The sequence below is a fragment of the Streptococcus sp. 2018WUSS126 genome, from assembly GCF_044427425.1.
In the GTDB taxonomy this organism is placed as follows: Bacteria; Bacillota; Bacilli; order Lactobacillales; family Streptococcaceae; genus Streptococcus; species Streptococcus hashimotonensis.
Genome location: NZ_JAOTGB010000001.1, coordinates 117,468 through 135,630, shown reverse-complemented (window position 1 = coordinate 135,630; position 18,163 = coordinate 117,468). Strand labels below are relative to the sequence as shown.

Sequence of the window (18,163 nt, the reverse complement as noted above, 5' to 3'; positions counted from 1 at the left end):
CTCATTTTTGATACAATGTATCCATACACTAGTTTATTAACACAGAAAGGTCAAACTATGAAAGAAAAATTTCAAATGTGTAAAACCTATCTTCCAGTCGTCTTAGCAACGATTGGATTTGTCAACGGTTGCAAAATTATCTTTGGAGAATTCGGTAAGCCAAATGGTATGGAGGCTAAATATCCTCTCTTTCTCCTCACAATTTCCTTGGTCGCTATTTACATCGTCCCCCTACTAATGCTGACATATTCCTTAGCTAAACGCTATAACATCTCCAAACAAGTTATAGGGCTTAGCTGGCTTTTAGGCTTAACAAGTAGCATCTCTTTTTCTGAACTTGGACATACAGCTATTGGATATTTCCTACTCGAAATTGTTAAAGCTAGTGATAATTTCCTAAAGGACTGGGGCGCAGCTATTTCAGGTCCATTGGCAGAAGAAATCGGTAAAGGGCTAACTGTTCTACTTGTACTGCTTATTTGTAGAAAAATGACACTAAAAAATGCATTGGTAAGCGGTGTGATTGTTGGATTAGGTTTCCAAATCGTGGAAGACATCACCTTTGTTTTTAGAGATATGTTCATGAATAAGTTAGACGGCTTTGAAACCATTCTTGAACGCGTTGGTCAAGCTGGTTGGGCCCATTGGGTGTTCACGCTTCTCTTTGCTATTGGTTTAGTAGCCCTTCTCACGAAAAATACAGGCATGTCAAAAGCACAGGGAGTATTTTGGATTGGTGCAAGCTTTGGAATCCATTTTCTCTTTAATTCACCATTCAACACTGGTATCTTCCAGACGGTGTTTCCTATCTTGAGTATTTTCCTTGGCTTACTTGCCTATCAAACGGTTGAGAAACTTTCTGAATAGACAAAAAATCCGCCTTTGAGCGGATTTTTTATATTCATTCTTGTTAGAACAAGCCGATAGCTGTCCCATCTGCTGCCACATCCATGTTGAGAGCTGCGGGAGCTTTTGGCAAACCGGGCATGGTCATGACATCTCCAGTCAAGGCAACGATAAAGCCTGCACCTAATTTTGGCACAAATTCACGGACTGTAATGTCAAATCCTGTTGGTGCACCGAGGGCAAACTGATCATCTGAGAAGCTGTATTGGGTCTTGGCCATGCAGACTGGCAACTTATCCCAGCCATTCTTAACAAATTCAGTCAGCTGATTGCGAGCTTTCTTCTCAAAGACAACGCCTGTACCACCGTAGATTTGTGTAACAATCTTGGTCACTTTCTCTTCCAAACTATCCTCAGCCTTGTAGAGACGTTGGTAGTTGGCTACATTATTTTCAATAGTAGCAACAACTGTCTCAGCCAGTTCAACACCACCATCAGCGCCATTTGCCCAAACACTTGCCAACTCGACAGGTACACCAATTTCAGCGCAAAGTTCTTTCAAAGCGGCAATTTCATCAGCTGTATCTGAGACGAATTCGTTGATAGCAACCACCGCTGGAATACCGTACTTCTGGATGTTTTCAACGTGACGCTTCAAGTTTGCAAAACCAGCTTTGACTGCCTCTACATTTTCAGCAGAAAGTTCTGTCTTAGCAACACCACCGTGCATTTTAAGCGCACGCAGGGTCGCTACAATCACCACAGCATCAGGAGCCTTAGGTAAGTTCGGCACCTTGATGTCAAGGAACTTCTCTGCTCCAAGGTCAGCCCCGAAGCCTGCTTCTGTGACGGTATAGTCGGCCAATCGCAGAGCGGTTGTTGTTGCTAGGACTGAGTTGCAGCCGTGGGCAATGTTAGCAAATGGACCACCATGAACAAAGGCTGGCGTGCCATAGATGGTTTGGACAAGGTTTGGTTTAATAGCGTCCTTCAAAATGAGGGTCAAAGCACCTTCCACCGCCAAATCACGCACGTAGACAGGACTGCGATCGAAACGATAACCGATAACAATATTTGCCAAACGTTCTTTCAAGTCATTGATGTCCGTCGCCAAGCACAAAATCGCCATGATTTCAGAAGCTACGGTAATATCGAATCCATCTTCACGCGGAATACCATTGAGCGGACCACCCAAGCCAACTGTTACCTTACGAAGGGCACGATCGTTGAGGTCCACAACACGTTTCCAGATAATACGACGTTGATCAATCCCAATCACATTCCCCTGATGGATATGGTTATCAATCAAGGCTGAAAGGGCATTGTTTGCTGTGGTAATGGCATGCATGTCGCCTGTAAAATGCAAGTTGATGTCTTCCATAGGTAAGACCTGAGCATAGCCACCACCTGCAGCTCCACCTTTAATCCCCATGACAGGTCCCAAAGAAGGCTCACGGAGAGCAATCATGGTTTTCTTGCCAATTTTAGAAAGAGCATCTGCCAAACCGATAGTAATAGTCGACTTACCTTCACCAGCTGGCGTTGGGTTGATAGCTGTTACTAAAATCAACTTACCAGGCGCATTTTCCTTGACGGCATTGATTTTATCGAAAGACAATTTTGCCTTGTATTTTCCGTAAAGTTCAATATCATCAAAGCTGATACCAACTTTTTCAACGATTTCTGTGATTGGTTTCAAGGTTACACTTTGTGCAATTTCAATATCTGTTTTCATGAGAGCTCCTAATTTCCTTATTTTTTATGGACATTATACCATACCACAACTTATTTTCGCATATTTTTTACTATTTATTCACTAACGTACGGAATTTTCAGAAAAACTACAGGTTCCCTTACTTAAACAGATACAAATTTTTAAAAACTGTATTCTCATCATATCATAGCTCTACACTTCCGTCTAAGACTGATCCTTATATTTTTTATTAGTGTTATCATTTTCCAGTGTCACAGATTTATTAGCAAATGAGTTAGTGCAAACTTTACGAAAAATAGAAATTCTAGTAAAATATGAACATGAAACTATTGATTACATCAGGCGGAACAAGCGAAGCTATCGATCAAGTCCGCGCTATTACAAACCATGCTTCTGGAAATCTTGGAAAAATCATTGCCGAACAAGCCTTGAAACGTGGTCATGAAGTTACTCTTGTGACTACAAGACAGGCTGTTAAACCAAATTCTCAGAAGAATTTAACCATTATCGAAATCACAAATGTTGATAGTTTGAAAGAAACATTAGAACCTTTAGTCAAAACACATCAGGCCCTGATTCATAGCATGGCTGTATCCGATTATACACCTGTTTATATGACTGGTTTAGATGAACTAAGAGCAACTGAAGACATCTCTAATCTACTAAAAAAACAGAATACAGAAAGTAAGATTTCATCCAAGGATGACTACCAAGTTCTTTTCTTGAAAAAAACTCCTAAGGTCATTTCCTATGTAAAAAAATGGAATCCAGCTATCACACTCTTTGGCTTCAAACTATTGGTTAATGTTCCCAAGGAGGAATTATTTGCCGTAGCTCGCCAAAGCATTGAACGAAATGGCGCTGATTATATACTTGCTAATGACTTGAAGGATATTGGAGAAAATCAACACATTGCCTATTTAGTTGATAAAACAAGGGAAATTCAAGCACAGACAAAAGATGAAATTGCTCAGCTCATTTTAAATACCCTAGAAAAAGGAGAACAAAATGGCTAATATCACACTTGCCGTTACTGGCTCTATTTCAGCCTACAAAGCAGCTGACCTAACCAGCCAATTGACCAAGCTCGGTCATCAGGTTACAGTCCTCATGAGTCGCTCTGCTATGGACTTCATCACACCTTTGACTCTCCAATCCTTGTCAAAAAATCTGGTTCACACAGATGTCATGGTCGAAGAAAATCCTACTCTTATCAAGCATATCGATATTGCCAAAGAAACAGACTTATTTTTAGTTGCCCCTGCTTCTGCCAATACTATCGCGAAATTGGCACATGGTTTGGCAGATAATATGGTTACCGCAACAGCTCTAGCTCTTCCCCTTGGGACTAAAAAACTAGTTGCCCCTGCCATGAATACCAATATGTACCTAAATCCAGCCACTCAGAAAAACCTTCAAACCCTGACAGAATACGGCTTTGAGGAAATCAAACCGCGTGAAGCCCTGCTTGCTTGCGGCGACTTTGGTACAGGCGCTCTGGCCGAGGTTGATGTGATTCTTAACAAAGTAATGGAGGTCCTAAATGAAAACAAATAAATCCAGGGATGTTGCGACTCTTGCAATATTTCTAACAATCATGATTGTCATTGAAGTGGTCAGTCAGATGATTTTTGCTAATTTTATCTTGCCAATAAAACCGACTATTACCCATATTCCCATCATCATCGCTTCCATTCTTTACGGTCCACGCTTAGGGGCACAACTGGGTGGTTTTATGGGAATAATGAGTATCATTCGGAATAGTATCATCATTTCACCGATGAGCTATGTTTTTTCTCCTTTCGTAGAACATGGAAACTTCAATTCTATCCTGATTGCCTTAGTTCCACGTATTTTAATCGGAGTTACACCATATTTTGTTTATAAATTGATGAAAAACAAAAAGGGGCTCCTACTAGCAGGTCTTACTGGTACCTTGACAAATACAATTTTTGTCTTGACTGGTATCTTCTTCCTATTTTCTAATGTATATGCTGGGGATATAAAATTGTTACTAGCTAGTATCGTCTCATTCAATTCTATTGCAGAATTAACCATCTCCGGTCTCTTAACCATAGCTATCGTTCCAGTTTTACAGAAAGTTCAAAAATAAATATCAGAAAATCATGTGAAAGCGTGATTTTTCTTTTCAAACATGGTATAATGAAAGCGTTTAATAGAAAAATTTTAAGGAGATATGCGATGACTTATCAAGAAAACTATCAGACATGGCTCGACTTTGCGGACCTCCCAGATTACTTGCGTGAAGAATTAGTCGCAATGGATGAAAAAACAAAAGAAGATGCCTTCTATACAAACCTTGAATTTGGTACAGCGGGTATGCGTGGTTATATTGGTGCGGGTACCAACCGTATCAACGTATTCGTTGTCCGTCAAGCTACAGAAGGTTTGGCAAAATTGGTTGAATCTAAGGGTGAAGAAGCTAAAAAACGTGGTGTTGCCATCGCTTACGACTCACGTCACTTCTCTCCAGAATTTGCCTTTGAATCTGCTCAAGTTTTGGCAGCACATGGTATCAAATCATATGTATTTGAAAGCCTTCGTCCAACTCCTGAGTTGTCATTTGCAGTTCGTCATTACAATGCCATCGCAGGTATCATGGTGACTGCCAGCCACAACCCAAAAGAATTCAACGGCTACAAGGTTTACGGTGAAGACGGCGGACAAATGCCACCTGCTGATGCAGATGCATTAACCAACTTCATCCGTGCCATCGACAATCCATTTGCAGTTGAATTGGCTGACCTTGAAGCCAGCAAGGAAAATGGCTTGATTACAGTTCTTGGCGAAGAAACTGACATTAAATATCTTGAAGAACTCAAAGACCTCAACATCAACCCTGAATTGATTGCTGAATACGGTAAAGACATGAAGATTGTCTACACACCGCTTCATGGTACGGGTGAAATGTTGGCTCGTCGTGCCCTTGCACAAGCTGGTTTTGAGTCTGTTCAAGTTGTGGAGGCACAGGCAACTGCTGATCCTGACTTCTCTACTGTCGCTTCACCAAACCCAGAAAGCCAAGCTGCTTTTGCCCTTGCGGAAGAACTCGGCCGTGAAGTCGGTGCAGATGTCCTTCTTGCAACTGACCCAGACGCTGACCGTGTTGGTGTTGAAGTTCGTCAAGCTGACGGTTCATACTGGAACCTTTCTGGTAACCAAATCGGCGCTATCATTGCTAAATACATCCTTGAGGCCCACAAGCAAGCAGGCACACTTCCTGCAAACGCTGCCCTTGCTAAGTCAATCGTATCCACTGAGTTGGTAACAAAGATTGCTGAAAGCTACGGCGCTACCATGTTCAACGTCTTGACTGGTTTCAAATTCATCGCTGAGAAAATCCAAGAGTTCGAAGAAAAACACAACCATACTTACATGTTTGGTTTTGAAGAAAGCTTCGGCTACCTCATCAAACCATTCGTACGTGACAAGGATGCTATCCAGGCTGTACTTATGGTTGCTGAAATTGCTGCCTACTACCGTTCACGTGGCATGACCTTGGCCGACGGTATCGATGAAATCTTCAAAGAATACGGCTACTTTGCTGAGAAAACAATCTCTGTTACCCTTTCTGGTAAAGACGGTGCAGAGCAAATCAAGGCAATCATGGCTAAATTCCGCGATAACTCACCTGCACAATTCAACGCAACTGACATCGCAGTATTTGAAGACTTTGCCCTTCAAACTAAGACAGACAAAGATGGAAACATTGAAAAACTCACTACTCCTCCATCAGATGTCTTGAAATACACCTTGGCAGATGATTCTTGGTTTGCAGTTCGTCCGTCAGGAACAGAACCAAAAATCAAATTCTACATCGCAACGGTTGGTGAAACCCTTGCTGAAGCAGAAGAAAAAATCGCCAACATCGAAAAAGAAATCAACGAATTTGTTGGTTAAGAATTAGAAAGTACAAACCACCCGTGAAAACGGGTGGCTTGTACACTGGCTATAAGCCGTTTCCTCCAGCGACGTCTAAAGACATTCACTGAACTTCGTTCAAGTTAGTGCTATAATTACTTGACTAAAGCCCGTAACAACGGGCTTTTATCTTGCCATGGCTTCAAGCCAGTTTTTCTCTACGAGAAAAACCAGAAACGAACTCTGTTCGCATCAGTCGTAGAGGTTAGATTTGGAGTGTAAAACACGAATTGCTGAGATTTGCCTTGCAAATCCTATCTCCAACCTTTAACCTCGCTTTTCCCTTTCTAGGCTCGGGCTGAAACAGTTCTCCGAACTGTTTCACTCCACTGGACTGTTAAACCCAATCAACTACTGCGCTGAGATATTGACACGAACTCTGAGATACTCAATATACAATTGCTCAAAACTCCTATCCAAATCAGCAATCATCACTTGTTGAAAATCCAAACAAAGCCTTGACTATGACGACAATGCCCAGCCGATAACAAATCGTAAATGTAAAAAACAGAAACGCACCCATAAATATTCTCATTCAGTGGCGAGAAGGATTACTCAGCAACCTATCCTCTCACGATTTCTAATAATTTTTCATAGGAATCAACCACATCATAAATCCTATCATCCGCAATCAATCCTTTTTCCTTCAAGGCTTTAAAGTGGGCCTTAGCACACTCAATCTTAGCCAACTCTGCCCCCTTCAATTGCAAGGTTGACATAGAACCCTTGGTTTCAGCTACGAAGTAGACATGCTTGACCGAACCATCTCGGAAGGCAATAGCCCAGTCTGGATTGTAATCACCCAGCGGCGTAGAAATCTTAAACTTGCTAGGCAATTTGGCATAGACCATGACATCGTCGAATCGCTCCAAGTCCTCTTTGAACTTCCTCTCCGTTCCAGAATCAACCTTCACATAATTATAAACGCCCTTCTCAGACTTGAGCATATTGGCATCTGACACCTTACCACTCAAAGGATTGTCCGTAAAAATGGAACTATCAAAAGTTTCCTCTAGGATATTGTAGCGGATATGCTCAATCACTTGACTCGCCTTTTGCTCATTGATGAGTCTGCTAGCTTGTTGAATAAATGCCTCAGGGTTATAGGCAAACATGTCAAACTTGCTTGGTGAGATCTGTTTCAAGATATTGGCAACTGTTTTCCGTTTCAACTCCGTGCGACTGGCGATTTCTCCTAGCAAATCATAGCGGAATTGAATAGATGACTTGTCTAACTCAGCCTGACGCTTTCCGTCCTTATTAATCTTGAAATCCAAACCTTGTTCAGCCTTCATTTCTCTTGCCTCTGCCTCTGTAATCATATAGCTTGGCTTTTTGACAAAGAGGACTTCATTTAAAACCTTAACGGACTTTTCAATCAACTCCTCATCATCAAACTCCACATAATAGGTGGACTTGTGATGAATACTTTCCCACAAACGCTTAAACTCTTGGCGATTGTAGTTATCAGGGTTGATTTCTCTGGCAAAAACCACTTCCGAATCATTTTCACGTTCAATCTGGTAGCGATTAGCATCGTAAATTGTTTCTAGAATATCTTTTACAGCCACTTCATAGCCTGCCAGATTTTCAGATAGAGTAAACTGACTTGTTATCAGTTTCTATTGTCTTTATTTTTTAATCTTTACTGCCTAACAGAACGGTTTGCTCAGTCAGTTTTTTGAAATTTCTTTTATCTCCTCATTGCTTTTCTCACTTACCCCTTCAATAAAGCTTTCAAGCATTGCCCCTCGTTCTATCAGCCTGTGGGTTCTCTTTTTTCTTCCCTCAATGCTTGCCATCTTTTTGATTTGCTTTTCCTAATTTTTAAGTTGAACCATCTTTTTTTTCATATTTTTCTAATTCCGCCTGTTTAGCTTCTATTTCTGATTGTATTTTTTGTAGATTTATTTTATTATCCATAAGAGTCCCTCTCGTTATAATTTTACAACAAAAAAACAGCAAATCATTTTGACTTACTGTTTTGAAAATAAAGTATTTTTATTTTGTTTTTATTGCTCTCCAATTATGTTTGATGACTGACCATCAGAAATAATAGCTTGATGATTGTTAATAGGACATATCTTCAAATCTAGAAATTCTTTCAAAATAGTAGCGGTAATTTTCTTGAATGGCGCAGTAAGATAATGTGGCAAGACATAAAAGTCAACTAAGTTAAGCCCACTATCATCGTTTTGCGAATATCCTTCCGGTTTTTCATCCATTCTTTCAATGTAAGAAATATTAGGTGCACATATAATAGCGCCAGCTGACTCACCAATCATAAGTTTTCCATTTTCAAGTTCTGCCTTTAACAATTTATCAACACCTGTTTTGCGTAATTGGTCAATTAGAAAAAATGAATTTCCGCCAGTAAAATAAATAATATTTGCATCTTCAAAAGCTGACTTTATAGTTGAAAAATCTTCCTTTGAAATGTCAACCTCTGTAACAGTTGCTCCCATCTTATTAAATAGTTTTCTTGCAGAACCTACATATCCAGTATACCCTTCATTAAGAGAAGCAGTTGGTACAAAAACCACTTTTTTCATTTCAATTTCTTCTTTAATTAAATTACCAACGCTTGAAAAATGTGAACATAAAAATAACTTCATATAGATATCCTCCTTAATTTCAACTTTTAATTATTCCTTATACTCATCATCAAAAGAAAATACATCATTAGGTGTGCAGTCAAGTGCTTTGCATATTCTCTCTAAGTTCTTAAATGTAATAGGCTTATCTTTTCCCATCTGAGCCATAATATTGGTGGTAAGTCCTGCCATAGCTATGACATCTGTTTTCTTTAAGCCTTTTTTCTCTTTCTTCTAAAAAGATCTTCCCCGCTGAAAGTCTATTATCAATTTTACTTTCCATCAAAAATAAAGTCGCCACCTCCCAAAATAGATTTCCACCCCGCTTTCGGAACTTCTCTACTGTTCTATTCTACCATATTTTCCACAGGTTTTACTGTGGATTTTTTGAACCTGTATTCACTTGTGAAGGACTTTTATCTAAGAGATGATATATCACCTTTAGTAGTGATTTCCTCCCCCCTCACCCTTCTCTCCATCTCCTCCATATCATAGTCAAATAGGAGGTCATGGCAGTCTGTAAAGAGCTCCAAACGTTTGTCATCATCTAAAACAGCAATATCAACTCCCCGATCATCGTAGCAATGATAGATGATATTGTCCTGACTAGATAGGAAGAGAACTGAACTTGATAGATAGTTAAAACCTCCATGGTCGGCTTTGACAATCTCCCTCAACAAAGCGTTCAGGTCTTGGTCGGTAACTGGGAAAAGATAGCGCTCAAAGACTAGCACATCTCCCGTCCAGTCCTCCACTTCTATCAACTCAGGCTCAGGAACCTTGTCGAAGTTAAATTTCGATGAAAAATGCCAGAGGTAGGTGTCTATGTCCCTATCTTCCTGTCGAAGGAGCGAAAGGAGCACATAGTCGTATTCTGAACTAGCCTGCTCAAAAAGTTCCACTGCACGTGCATAGGCTCTTTCAAGATAGATTGCTCTTGGTAATTCTTCTGCTTCATCTGCAGGCCCAATTTCAAATCTAAGCGCAAGAGGTGTCCCGTAAAAAAATGGACCCACTAGTCGATTATCTTTCAGTTGGAAGGACTTCAGCCATTGATTCAATTCCATACACTATTCTCCTTATATAGCTTTGTACTATTCTACCATATACTAGGAAATTAGGTCTAGTCTTCTTTGGAAAAATATGGTAGAATAGTGAACTAGTAAAGTATATTATAAAAAGGAGGTCCCATGAAAACCGAATTTATTAATGAGAAAGCTCAATCAGCTTTCAATCTCAACATCCTCACCTCTCCTATTGTAGCTACTATTTTGTTGATAGTGGGAGATTCACTAGGAGCGGTTATTCTTACTCCAGTAACCTTTTTACTCCCAGTTAGCGAAACCCTTTCTGTAAGTTTTGAACTGTTCGCCTTCGCTTTTATCAGTCTGATGGTCATTTTATGGGCACGGTATATTGAAAAAAGCCCGTGGGCAGGACTTGGTTTTACCAAAAAAGGGGCGGGAAAAGATTTTCTACTAGGTTGGGGAATCGGAGCTGCAATGCTGACCACTTGCACACTCATCATGTGGGGATTAGGCGCGATTGAATTTACAAGCATCCAGTTCTCTACAAAATTAGTCGGAGAATTTATCATCCTTATCCTTGCCTGGTCTATCCAAGGTACGACAGAAGAAATTCTAACAAGAGGATGGATGTTCTCATCACTTTCAGCTAAACACAATATTCCTATTGGTATCATTATTTCTTCCCTCTTCTTCACATTTCTCCATCTCGGAAACAATGCTATTTCACTCATTCCAATTTTGGATTTAACCCTATTTGCCATTCTTGCCTGCCTCATTATGCTCAAAACAGGCAACATTTGGGTGATTGGTGGCTTACACGCTGCGTGGAACTGTTTCCAAGGGAATGTTTTTGCATTCCCGGTCAGCGGCACCGATGCTGGTCAAGCCTTTGTTCAAATCGGTATCACTGGTCCTGAGTGGCTATCTGGTGGAAAGTTTGGTGTAGAAGGCTCCGTCATCAGCTTGCTTGTCCAAGGAATAATGATTTCCTGGTTGGTTTACGACCTCTATTTCAAGCGCAAAACAAGCTCCCTATAATCATAAAAGACTGTTAGCTACTCTACAGCTGACAGTCTTTGTTTTTTCAATTTTTCGTAGAAAATAGTCCTAGATAAATGATAGTAAGGAGTCACAAAAAAAGATAACAAATGAAGGGTCAATAATTCCCCAATAAACCAACCTAAAAAGGATAAATCTAACCAAATACGTTGCCAATAGTTCCCTTTCATCAAGAAACGACTTTCCCTAAATACAGCCAGAGGACCAGTATAACTAGCATTATCCAAATGGTCATACAAGACAAATACAACCTGTGAGTAGGTATAGTAGACAAAAAGGTAAATAATCATTCCTAGTAGGAAAATCGGAGCCCCTATCTTCATTAATTGACTAGGCTGATGAACTGCCAGCTCTGCCATTGCCCCAGGAGATAAGACCATCAAACTACTCATTGTGAAACCTTTAATAAATAAAGCAGCCCCTAGATTAGCTGGAAGTCCAGCCATAAAAAGAAGCAAATAATAATAAAGAAAAGTGGTCCAGATAGGCTTCTTCCATTCTGTCTTTAGAAATGAAAAACTATCTTTTAAAGAAAACTCCTGTCTATCCCCTCTTAACAATTCCAATAAATGAAAACAGGACAGACCGATGAACAGCTGTAACAGCAGAGCGAAGCCGAACTCACCTAAATAGGTCAACCTGATTGAAGACACCAATCGCCCCTCCACAAAAGCACTGTTTTGACGGAGCTCTAGAAATGTCAGTAGGCGAAAAATTGTTACTGGTATAGCATAAACAATAGATAGCAAAATGGAGGGCAAAAATAGTAGTGTTGTGCCTCTTGTCCGCTCGCGAGTCATCATCGCTCTTGATACTATATCACTCGTCATCATCACAATTCCCCTCCAATTTTCTCTCCTTATTTATAAAGTCACGTCGCAAATATTCTATCTACATCGGACTACTTTACCATCCTACTATTAGTATAAAACTTTATCCATTAATTTTCCAGAACATCTCTTAAAAACAGGAAAATCCCTTCAAATAAAGAAGGGAAATCTATTATTTGGCTTCCGAATGACGATAACCATAACAGAAGTAAATCAAAATTCCAATGACCAAGGATACTCCGAATGCTAACCAAGTATCTAAACTATATTGGAACATAAATGAAAGACAAATGATAATCGAGAGGATAGGCAACAAGGGAACAAGAGGTGTTTTAAATTGTCCATCTTTTGGCAAACCTTCGACTTGATGCAGACGAATAATACCCAGCGCCAGCATGATCAAATAAGCTAAGGTACAGATATTGAGGAAGGAAGCAATACTTGCTAGTGGGAAAATACCTGCACAAATGGCTGCAAAAATCCCCACAAGAATGGTCGCATTTTTAGGAACCTTGCTTGTTTGTGTCAATCGGCTCAATGATTTCGGTAGCAAACCATCACGACTGATGGAATAGACCATTCTCGTCAAGGCGTAGGTCATCGAAATACATACTGTAATCAATGTTAGGATTGCTACAATAGAAATATAACTCGCTGCCCAATCCAATCCAACTTCTCGAAGTGCAAAAGCAACCGCATCTGCTACATTCAACTTAGTATAGTGAACCATACCAGTCAAGACTAATGTCACTACAATATAAAGAATTGTTACAATAGATAGAGACAATACGATTCCTTTTGGTACATTCTTCTCAGGTTTTTTCACCTCATCAATCGCTAATGAAATAGACTCAAATCCCAGGAAGGCAAAGAACATGAGAGACGCTCCCGCCATAATTCCCGCCTGTCCACCATAAATGGCACCAAAACCAAAAGGAGAGAAGTTCGACCAGTTTTCTGGTTTGATAAAGAATAACCCTACTAAAGTAAATAAAGCCAACGCTGAAAATTTCAAAACTACCAAGGCTGAATTGAAACGAAGAGCTGCCTTAGAATTAAGCAAGACCACACCTACCACGAAAATTAAGACGATAACTGGTAAGAGGTCTACATAGGTACCAGCAGCGGGGTTAAAAGTTCCGCTCAGAGCTGTTGGCATAGCGATACCAAAATTAGCTAGGAGTCCTTTCAAATAAGCTCCCCAACCAGATGCAACGCTCGATACAGCAGTCAAGAATTCCATGATCGTCAGCCAGCCAGCAATCCAGGCAGGAAATTCACCAAAAACCGAGTAGAGATAACCATAGGCACCACCGTTAGTCGGTATACGAGAAGCAAATTCTGCGTAAAACAAAGCTGTTAGTCCGACTGAAATTGCTGCAATAACAATTGAGATAATCAGAGCTGGACCTGCATACTGGGCTGCTGCCAAACCAGTTACCGTAAAGATACCTGTTCCAACCATCGAACCAATACCTAAAAATATCAAATCAACCAAGCCTAAATGCCGACGCATTTGACTATTGCGACCGACTGCTTGTTTTTTTCTAAATAAACTCACAAAATACTCCTTCAGAATAAGAATATGGATACTTGACAGAACAAGCTACCGATTCCTGTCAGAGAACCTCAACGCCCCATTATACCATAAGTTGAAATATTTCGCATGAGTGATGACAAGCAAAAGAGCAAGGCTGTTCTACCAGTAAATTCCCAAAGTAAGTTCTAGTCTGTCTTAAAAACTGGAAACTAGAATGAGACAAAGAAATAAGGTAGAACTTACTATGGGACAAGTTGGTAATCGACAATGAAAAACAAACACTTAACTCTCTCTGATCGCAACGATATTCAAATAGGAATTGAACAACTTAAGCCCTTCTCGGCTATCGCTACTAAGCTAGGAAAAGACCCGTCCACAATCTCAAAAGAAGTTCGGAGAAATAGGCTGATAAAAGAGAACTCTAGTACCTCCAATTGTGAGACCTGCCCTCTGCTAAAAAAGGCTCCCTACGTTTGTAATGCCTGTCCGAAAAAGAGAATCAATTGTGGATACCAGAAACAGTTCTACTACGCAAAAAGAGCTCAGCTTGATTATGAAGCTAAGCTCTCAGAGTCGAGAACAGGTGTTGCCCTAAACAAAGAAGAATTCTATCGTATGGACGAGATTGTCTCTTCTGCCATCCAAAAGGGACAACACCTCAACCACATCATCGCTTCCAATGAACTTTCGGCTTCAAGAGCTTCTATCTACCGATACCTTGAAAAAGGGTATCTTTCCACAAAGCCCATCGATTTCCCCCGTGTCGTGAAATTCAGAAAAAGGAGAACCAGAAACCTACAACCCATTCCTAAAACTGCCAAAGAAGGCCGGTCTTACGAGGACTTCCAACGCTTTCTCACAGAGAAAGGAATCAGCTATTGGCTGGAAATGGACACCGTTACTGGACGGATTGGCGGAAAAGTACTTCTCACCTTCAACCTCTCCTTCTGTAACTTTATATTCGCTCGATTACTTGATAATAAAACAGCTAATGAGGTCGCTAAACACCTCTACGCTATCAAGAATGCCCTGCATCAGAAAGAGATGGACTTCTGCGAAATATTCCCTGTCATTCTGACCGACAATGGTGGTGAATTCGCTAGAGTGGACGATATCGAAATGGATGTCCGCGGAGAATCTAAGCTATTCTTCTGTGACCCTAATCGTTCTGACCAGAAGGGGAGAATCGAGAAGAATCACACACTTATCAGAGACATTCTTCCTAAAGGAAGTTCGTTTGATAACTTGACACAGGATGATATCAACCTAGTTTGTTCGCATGTCAACAGTGTCAAACGAGCTGCTTTCAACGGAAAATCCGCTTATGAACTCTTTACATTTACCTACAGTGAGGAATTGGCAACACTTTTGGGAATCTCTAAAATTGACCCTGAGAACGTCATCCAATCACCTCGATTATTAGATAAGTAATCGCTAGTTTTTAGCATAAAAATCAATCAAAAATAGAAAGGAACTTGTCCTATCCCAAATTCCAGATAACTAGAACTTACTTTGAGACGTCTCAGAGCCAGTAACTTTAGTGTACTCTTTTTTTCAACATTTTCAACCCTAAAAATTCCTTGAATCTGCAGCTTTAGGCAAAAACAGAACTTAGTCTGAGACTAAATTCTGTTGGTGTTATGCAGTTTTCTCAAAGTAACTTCTGGAAGGACGGGAACTAGAACTTACTTTGAGAATTTACCAGGCTGTTCTACCTCACTCTTTCTTATGATTATTCTGGATTAACCTTAAAGTTTTTAAGATAATTTTTCTTATCTAACTGACCGCTAAAGTGATCTCCTACTTTGATAAACGGTAAACGATCTGTACTATCTTCCGTTGCTTTGACTTTATAAATCTTACCCTCAGACTCAATATAGTAGATTGTCGCACCGCCAATTATTTGACTCGCTAAAGCTTCTACTTTTCCACTGATAACCTCAGTCTGTTCACCAACTTCTCCATTTTCAGTCACCGTCAATCCTGAAAGGCTAGAAGCATCCGTTCCTGTGACTTGAGAAATTAAGAGCGCAATATCGTTGTTAACAGTAACCTGTTGATAATCTTCGGCATCAACAAGAGCGTATGATTTAACCAAGCCGGCATCATCTTTCAAGGATACTAAATAGTAAGCTGTATCTGCCAACTTAACTAGGCTTGGAGCAGTGGCTTTATAGCCCTTCTCCTGTACTTCACCTTCTGCAGACTTTTGCGCTGCTGTTTCCGTCGCCGAAGCCAATTTGTAGTTGGTAATTTCACGAGTTCTCATATTGACAAGAATGAATCCAAGGTTGGATGAATCAGCAGTTGCTGAAGTGATACCTGTGTAGAGATAAATATCTGAGCCGATAGAAATATAATTATAGCTGTCTGTTGTATTTTTCACACCAGTTTGACTGAAAATGGTATTCCAGAAACCATTTTGATAAGTATAGTGGTCATCTACACGGCTGATAACATTGTCTGCTGAATAAACACGGTCTACCCACTCTGGAATATCTTCCAGACTATACTTCTTACTTTCCCCTGTTACTGCATCCAATACAATAGCGCCAATCGGGTCATTTGATGAAAGTCCAAATTTTGGCTCGTAAATCGTTGCAATATAATACGGATTTCCTTGGTCATCCACTTCGAAGGATGGTTTCCCAAAAATAGTTGTCGGGTATTGCAGGCGAAGATGACGCAAGGTATCATTCAGCAAAAATTCGGAATCTGAATAGTGCATGGCTTTGCTCAACTTGGCAAGTTCTGCCTTCCCTGTTGTCTGATTAACCTTCACATAGTAACCAATACCATCTTGATGGTTGCTCAGCCATTTCCAAAAATTCTTATATTCCAAAGGCGATACACGGAATGGTTGCTGACCGATAGTAATCTGGCGATAATCATCCGAAATGCCAAACTGGGAGACCTTGTCAATGGTACCTAGATAAGTATCACCGATTTTTTCGGCTGAGGCACGATCTAAAAGGGCCAATTTGGATATGTCTGTTTCAGGAAAATCTGCTTTAAAATCCGCATCCTTGACGCTTATGACAGCAGCGTAATCCTTAGCACGAAATACACGTGAGTTGATAAGCCCCAGCCCCAACAAAGCCAGGACAACCAATACCCAAATTCGTCCCAACCATTTTAAGTAAGCTGGCAGTTGCGAGGTTTTAATCTGATAGGTATCCACTTGTCTCTGGCGACCGGAAATCTTAGTCACCTTTTGAAAAGCACCTTTGGAGCTGAACATGGAAAGTATGAGCCAAACCAGTCCGACAGATTGAAGGAAAAATATCCAGAAGTCCACACTCAAAATATTTAAAGCAGGCAACTGGTACCAGTAGTAGATTAGCATTTCCAAAACTAGGGCTAACCAGGCAAAAACAAATAATTTTCTTTTCATAATAACCTCCTTGACACAGATTTATTAGTTCTATTGTATCACAATTTTAATGTTATAATACAAGAATTATAAAATTTTTTTCAAGTTTCCATATTCGCCTGCAACTTTTATTTTTGGTATAATGTAAAACAGTAACAGACTAGAAAAGGAAAATTATGAAACTCATTTCTTGGAACATTGATTCTCTTAACGCTGCATTGACTGCAGAATCTCCTCGCGCCCTATTATCACGCGCAGTCATCGATACACTTGTGACAGAAGACGCTGATATTATCGCCATTCAGGAAACAAAATTGTCAGATAAGGGACCGACTAAAAAGCATCTAGAAATTTTGGAAAGCTACTTCCCTGGATATGCCAATACCTGGCGTTCATCTGTAGAACCAGCTCGCAAAGGCTATGCTGGTACACTCTTTCTCTACAAAAACCATCTAACTCCAACCATTACCTTCCCTGAGATTGGTGCTCCAACAACCATGGATTCTGAAGGGCGTATCATCACGCTAGAATTTGACGACTTCTATGTCACACAAGTTTATACGCCAAATGCTGGTGATGGCTTGAAACGGCTTGCTGACCGTCAAATCTGGGATGTACAGTATGCTGACTACTTAGCAAAACTTGACAGCCACAAACCTGTTCTTGCAACAGGTGACTACAACGTTGCTCACAAGGAAATTGACCTTGCTAATCCCGCAAGTAACCGTCAATCTCCAGGATTTACAGATGAAGAACGTCAAGGTTTTACAAATCTTCTAGCAAAAGGTTTTACAGATACCTTCCGCCACTTGCACGGTGATGTTCTCAACGCCTATACTTGGTGGGCACAACGTAGCCGCACCAGTAAAATCAACAACACAGGCTGGAGAATTGATTACTGGCTTGTCAGCGACCGCATCGCCGACAAAGTAAGTAAGTCAGATATGATTGACTCCGGTGCTCGTCAGGACCATACACCAATTGTAATGGAGATTTCATTCTAATAGTGGATATTAATACTCAATGAAAATCAAAATCAGACTAGGCGACGCAGATGCAGATAGAACTGAAGTTCATCAAATCAAGTCAACAACGTCTGATTTTGATTTTCGAAGAGTATAACATGATTTCAATTATCAGATAACAGATATTAAAGGCTTAAAACCCGTAGGTCTATTGCAAGGGTTTTAAGCCTTTATTTCTTATCACTCTACCTTGTTTTAATTTGCTTGATTTG

At 40.3% G+C, this 18,163-nt stretch carries 16 protein-coding genes and 1 pseudogene; 8 read left to right on the top strand and 9 right to left on the bottom strand.

All coding sequences use genetic code 11. From position 1 onward, the window contains the following. Positions 1–57 precede the first annotated feature (57 nt). Positions 58–867: a PrsW family glutamic-type intramembrane protease gene (locus ODU34_RS00720; protein WP_205014804.1), complete on the top strand. Its 810-nt coding sequence runs from the start codon at positions 58–60 to the stop codon at positions 865–867. Between the two features lie 43 nt (positions 868–910). Here ODU34_RS00720 and ODU34_RS00715 read toward each other — a convergent pair whose 3' ends face one another. After that, positions 911–2,581, bottom strand: a complete 1,671-nt coding sequence (locus ODU34_RS00715) for a formate--tetrahydrofolate ligase (RefSeq protein ID WP_398578275.1) — start codon at positions 2,579–2,581, stop codon at positions 911–913. A 299-nt stretch (positions 2,582–2,880) separates the two neighbouring features. On the opposite strand from ODU34_RS00715, the gene ODU34_RS00710 reads away from it, so the two are divergent. The 4 genes from ODU34_RS00710 (at position 2,881) to ODU34_RS00695 (ending at position 6,481) form a co-directional block, all read left to right on the top strand. Then, positions 2,881–3,576, top strand: a complete 696-nt coding sequence (locus ODU34_RS00710) for a phosphopantothenate--cysteine ligase (RefSeq protein WP_024400423.1) — start codon at positions 2,881–2,883, stop codon at positions 3,574–3,576. Next, the gene (gene coaC, locus ODU34_RS00705) at positions 3,569–4,117 is read left to right on the top strand and encodes a phosphopantothenoylcysteine decarboxylase (protein ID WP_029172770.1); all 549 of its coding nucleotides are present in this window, start codon (positions 3,569–3,571) and stop codon (positions 4,115–4,117) included. The genes ODU34_RS00710 and coaC overlap by 8 nt, the downstream gene beginning before the upstream one ends. Next, positions 4,104–4,673 (top strand): ECF transporter S component, encoded by a 570-nt coding sequence (locus ODU34_RS00700; RefSeq protein WP_015646942.1) that lies wholly within the window; start codon positions 4,104–4,106, stop codon positions 4,671–4,673. Before coaC ends, ODU34_RS00700 begins: the two co-directional genes overlap by 14 nt. A gap of 89 nt (positions 4,674–4,762) precedes the next feature. Beyond that, complete coding sequence (locus ODU34_RS00695; RefSeq protein WP_205014800.1) at positions 4,763–6,481, top strand: phospho-sugar mutase; 1,719 nt, start codon at positions 4,763–4,765, stop codon at positions 6,479–6,481. A gap of 584 nt (positions 6,482–7,065) precedes the next feature. Here ODU34_RS00695 and ODU34_RS00690 read toward each other — a convergent pair. The 5 genes and pseudogenes from ODU34_RS00690 to ODU34_RS00670 all read right to left on the bottom strand — a co-directional run bounded on the left by ODU34_RS00690 (position 7,066) and on the right by ODU34_RS00670 (position 10,163). Next, positions 7,066–8,073 (bottom strand): hypothetical protein, encoded by a 1,008-nt coding sequence (locus tag ODU34_RS00690; protein ID WP_238145851.1) that lies wholly within the window; start codon positions 8,071–8,073, stop codon positions 7,066–7,068. A 102-nt stretch (positions 8,074–8,175) separates the two neighbouring features. Beyond that, positions 8,176–8,304: a DUF3847 domain-containing protein gene (locus tag ODU34_RS00685; protein ID WP_238145852.1), complete on the bottom strand. Its 129-nt coding sequence runs from the start codon at positions 8,302–8,304 to the stop codon at positions 8,176–8,178. A 210-nt stretch (positions 8,305–8,514) separates the two neighbouring features. After that, the gene (locus ODU34_RS00680) at positions 8,515–9,117 is read right to left on the bottom strand and encodes a Type 1 glutamine amidotransferase-like domain-containing protein (RefSeq protein WP_105178603.1); all 603 of its coding nucleotides are present in this window, start codon (positions 9,115–9,117) and stop codon (positions 8,515–8,517) included. A gap of 30 nt (positions 9,118–9,147) precedes the next feature. Next, a pseudogene (locus ODU34_RS00675) lies at positions 9,148–9,321 on the bottom strand (helix-turn-helix domain-containing protein); the annotation flags it as partial. Positions 9,322–9,512: 191 nt separating this feature from the next. Next, positions 9,513–10,163 (bottom strand): DUF3885 domain-containing protein, encoded by a 651-nt coding sequence (locus ODU34_RS00670; protein ID WP_398578274.1) that lies wholly within the window; start codon positions 10,161–10,163, stop codon positions 9,513–9,515. Positions 10,164–10,286: 123 nt separating this feature from the next. Here ODU34_RS00670 and ODU34_RS00665 point away from each other — a divergent pair, with 123 nt between their 5' ends. After that, positions 10,287–11,162, top strand: coding sequence for a CPBP family intramembrane glutamic endopeptidase (locus ODU34_RS00665; RefSeq protein ID WP_105178605.1), 876 nt, complete (start codon positions 10,287–10,289; stop codon positions 11,160–11,162). A 17-nt stretch (positions 11,163–11,179) separates the two neighbouring features. Here ODU34_RS00665 and ODU34_RS00660 read toward each other — a convergent pair whose 3' ends face one another. Further along, positions 11,180–12,016 carry a DUF975 family protein gene (locus tag ODU34_RS00660; RefSeq protein WP_105178606.1) on the bottom strand — a complete coding sequence of 279 codons (837 nt, stop codon included), beginning with the start codon at positions 12,014–12,016 and terminating at the stop codon, positions 11,180–11,182. 169 nt (positions 12,017–12,185) lie between these two features. Next, positions 12,186–13,574 (bottom strand): amino acid permease, encoded by a 1,389-nt coding sequence (locus ODU34_RS00655; protein WP_105178607.1) that lies wholly within the window; start codon positions 13,572–13,574, stop codon positions 12,186–12,188. Positions 13,575–13,820: 246 nt separating this feature from the next. Between ODU34_RS00655 and ODU34_RS00650 the strand changes: the two genes are divergently transcribed. Then, complete coding sequence (locus ODU34_RS00650) at positions 13,821–14,984, top strand: IS30 family transposase (protein ID WP_205014798.1); 1,164 nt, start codon at positions 13,821–13,823, stop codon at positions 14,982–14,984. Between the two features lie 301 nt (positions 14,985–15,285). Here ODU34_RS00650 and ODU34_RS00645 read toward each other — a convergent pair whose 3' ends face one another. Next, positions 15,286–16,947, bottom strand: coding sequence for a hypothetical protein (locus ODU34_RS00645; protein WP_105095466.1), 1,662 nt, complete (start codon positions 16,945–16,947; stop codon positions 15,286–15,288). Between the two features lie 155 nt (positions 16,948–17,102). Here ODU34_RS00645 and ODU34_RS00640 point away from each other — a divergent pair, with 155 nt between their 5' ends. Continuing rightward, positions 17,103–17,930 (top strand): exodeoxyribonuclease III, encoded by an 828-nt coding sequence (locus ODU34_RS00640; RefSeq protein WP_012775042.1) that lies wholly within the window; start codon positions 17,103–17,105, stop codon positions 17,928–17,930. Positions 17,931–18,163 lie beyond the last annotated feature (233 nt).

Coding starts and splice junctions, on each gene's coding strand:
- ODU34_RS00710 (WP_024400423.1), top strand. CDS start 2,881: ATGAAACTATTGATTACATCAGGCGGAACAAGCGAAGCTATCGATCAA.
- ODU34_RS00650 (WP_205014798.1), top strand. CDS start 13,821: ATGAAAAACAAACACTTAACTCTCTCTGATCGCAACGATATTCAAATA.
- ODU34_RS00695 (WP_205014800.1), top strand. CDS start 4,763: ATGACTTATCAAGAAAACTATCAGACATGGCTCGACTTTGCGGACCTC.
- ODU34_RS00715 (WP_398578275.1), bottom strand. CDS start 2,581: ATGAAAACAGATATTGAAATTGCACAAAGTGTAACCTTGAAACCAATC.
- ODU34_RS00665 (WP_105178605.1), top strand. CDS start 10,287: ATGAAAACCGAATTTATTAATGAGAAAGCTCAATCAGCTTTCAATCTC.
- ODU34_RS00660 (WP_105178606.1), bottom strand. CDS start 12,016: ATGATGACGAGTGATATAGTATCAAGAGCGATGATGACTCGCGAGCGG.
- ODU34_RS00645 (WP_105095466.1), bottom strand. CDS start 16,947: ATGAAAAGAAAATTATTTGTTTTTGCCTGGTTAGCCCTAGTTTTGGAA.
- ODU34_RS00685 (WP_238145852.1), bottom strand. CDS start 8,304: ATGGCAAGCATTGAGGGAAGAAAAAAGAGAACCCACAGGCTGATAGAA.
- ODU34_RS00700 (WP_015646942.1), top strand. CDS start 4,104: ATGAAAACAAATAAATCCAGGGATGTTGCGACTCTTGCAATATTTCTA.
- coaC (WP_029172770.1), top strand. CDS start 3,569: ATGGCTAATATCACACTTGCCGTTACTGGCTCTATTTCAGCCTACAAA.
- ODU34_RS00720 (WP_205014804.1), top strand. CDS start 58: ATGAAAGAAAAATTTCAAATGTGTAAAACCTATCTTCCAGTCGTCTTA.
- ODU34_RS00670 (WP_398578274.1), bottom strand. CDS start 10,163: ATGGAATTGAATCAATGGCTGAAGTCCTTCCAACTGAAAGATAATCGA.
- ODU34_RS00640 (WP_012775042.1), top strand. CDS start 17,103: ATGAAACTCATTTCTTGGAACATTGATTCTCTTAACGCTGCATTGACT.
- ODU34_RS00680 (WP_105178603.1), bottom strand. CDS start 9,117: ATGAAGTTATTTTTATGTTCACATTTTTCAAGCGTTGGTAATTTAATT.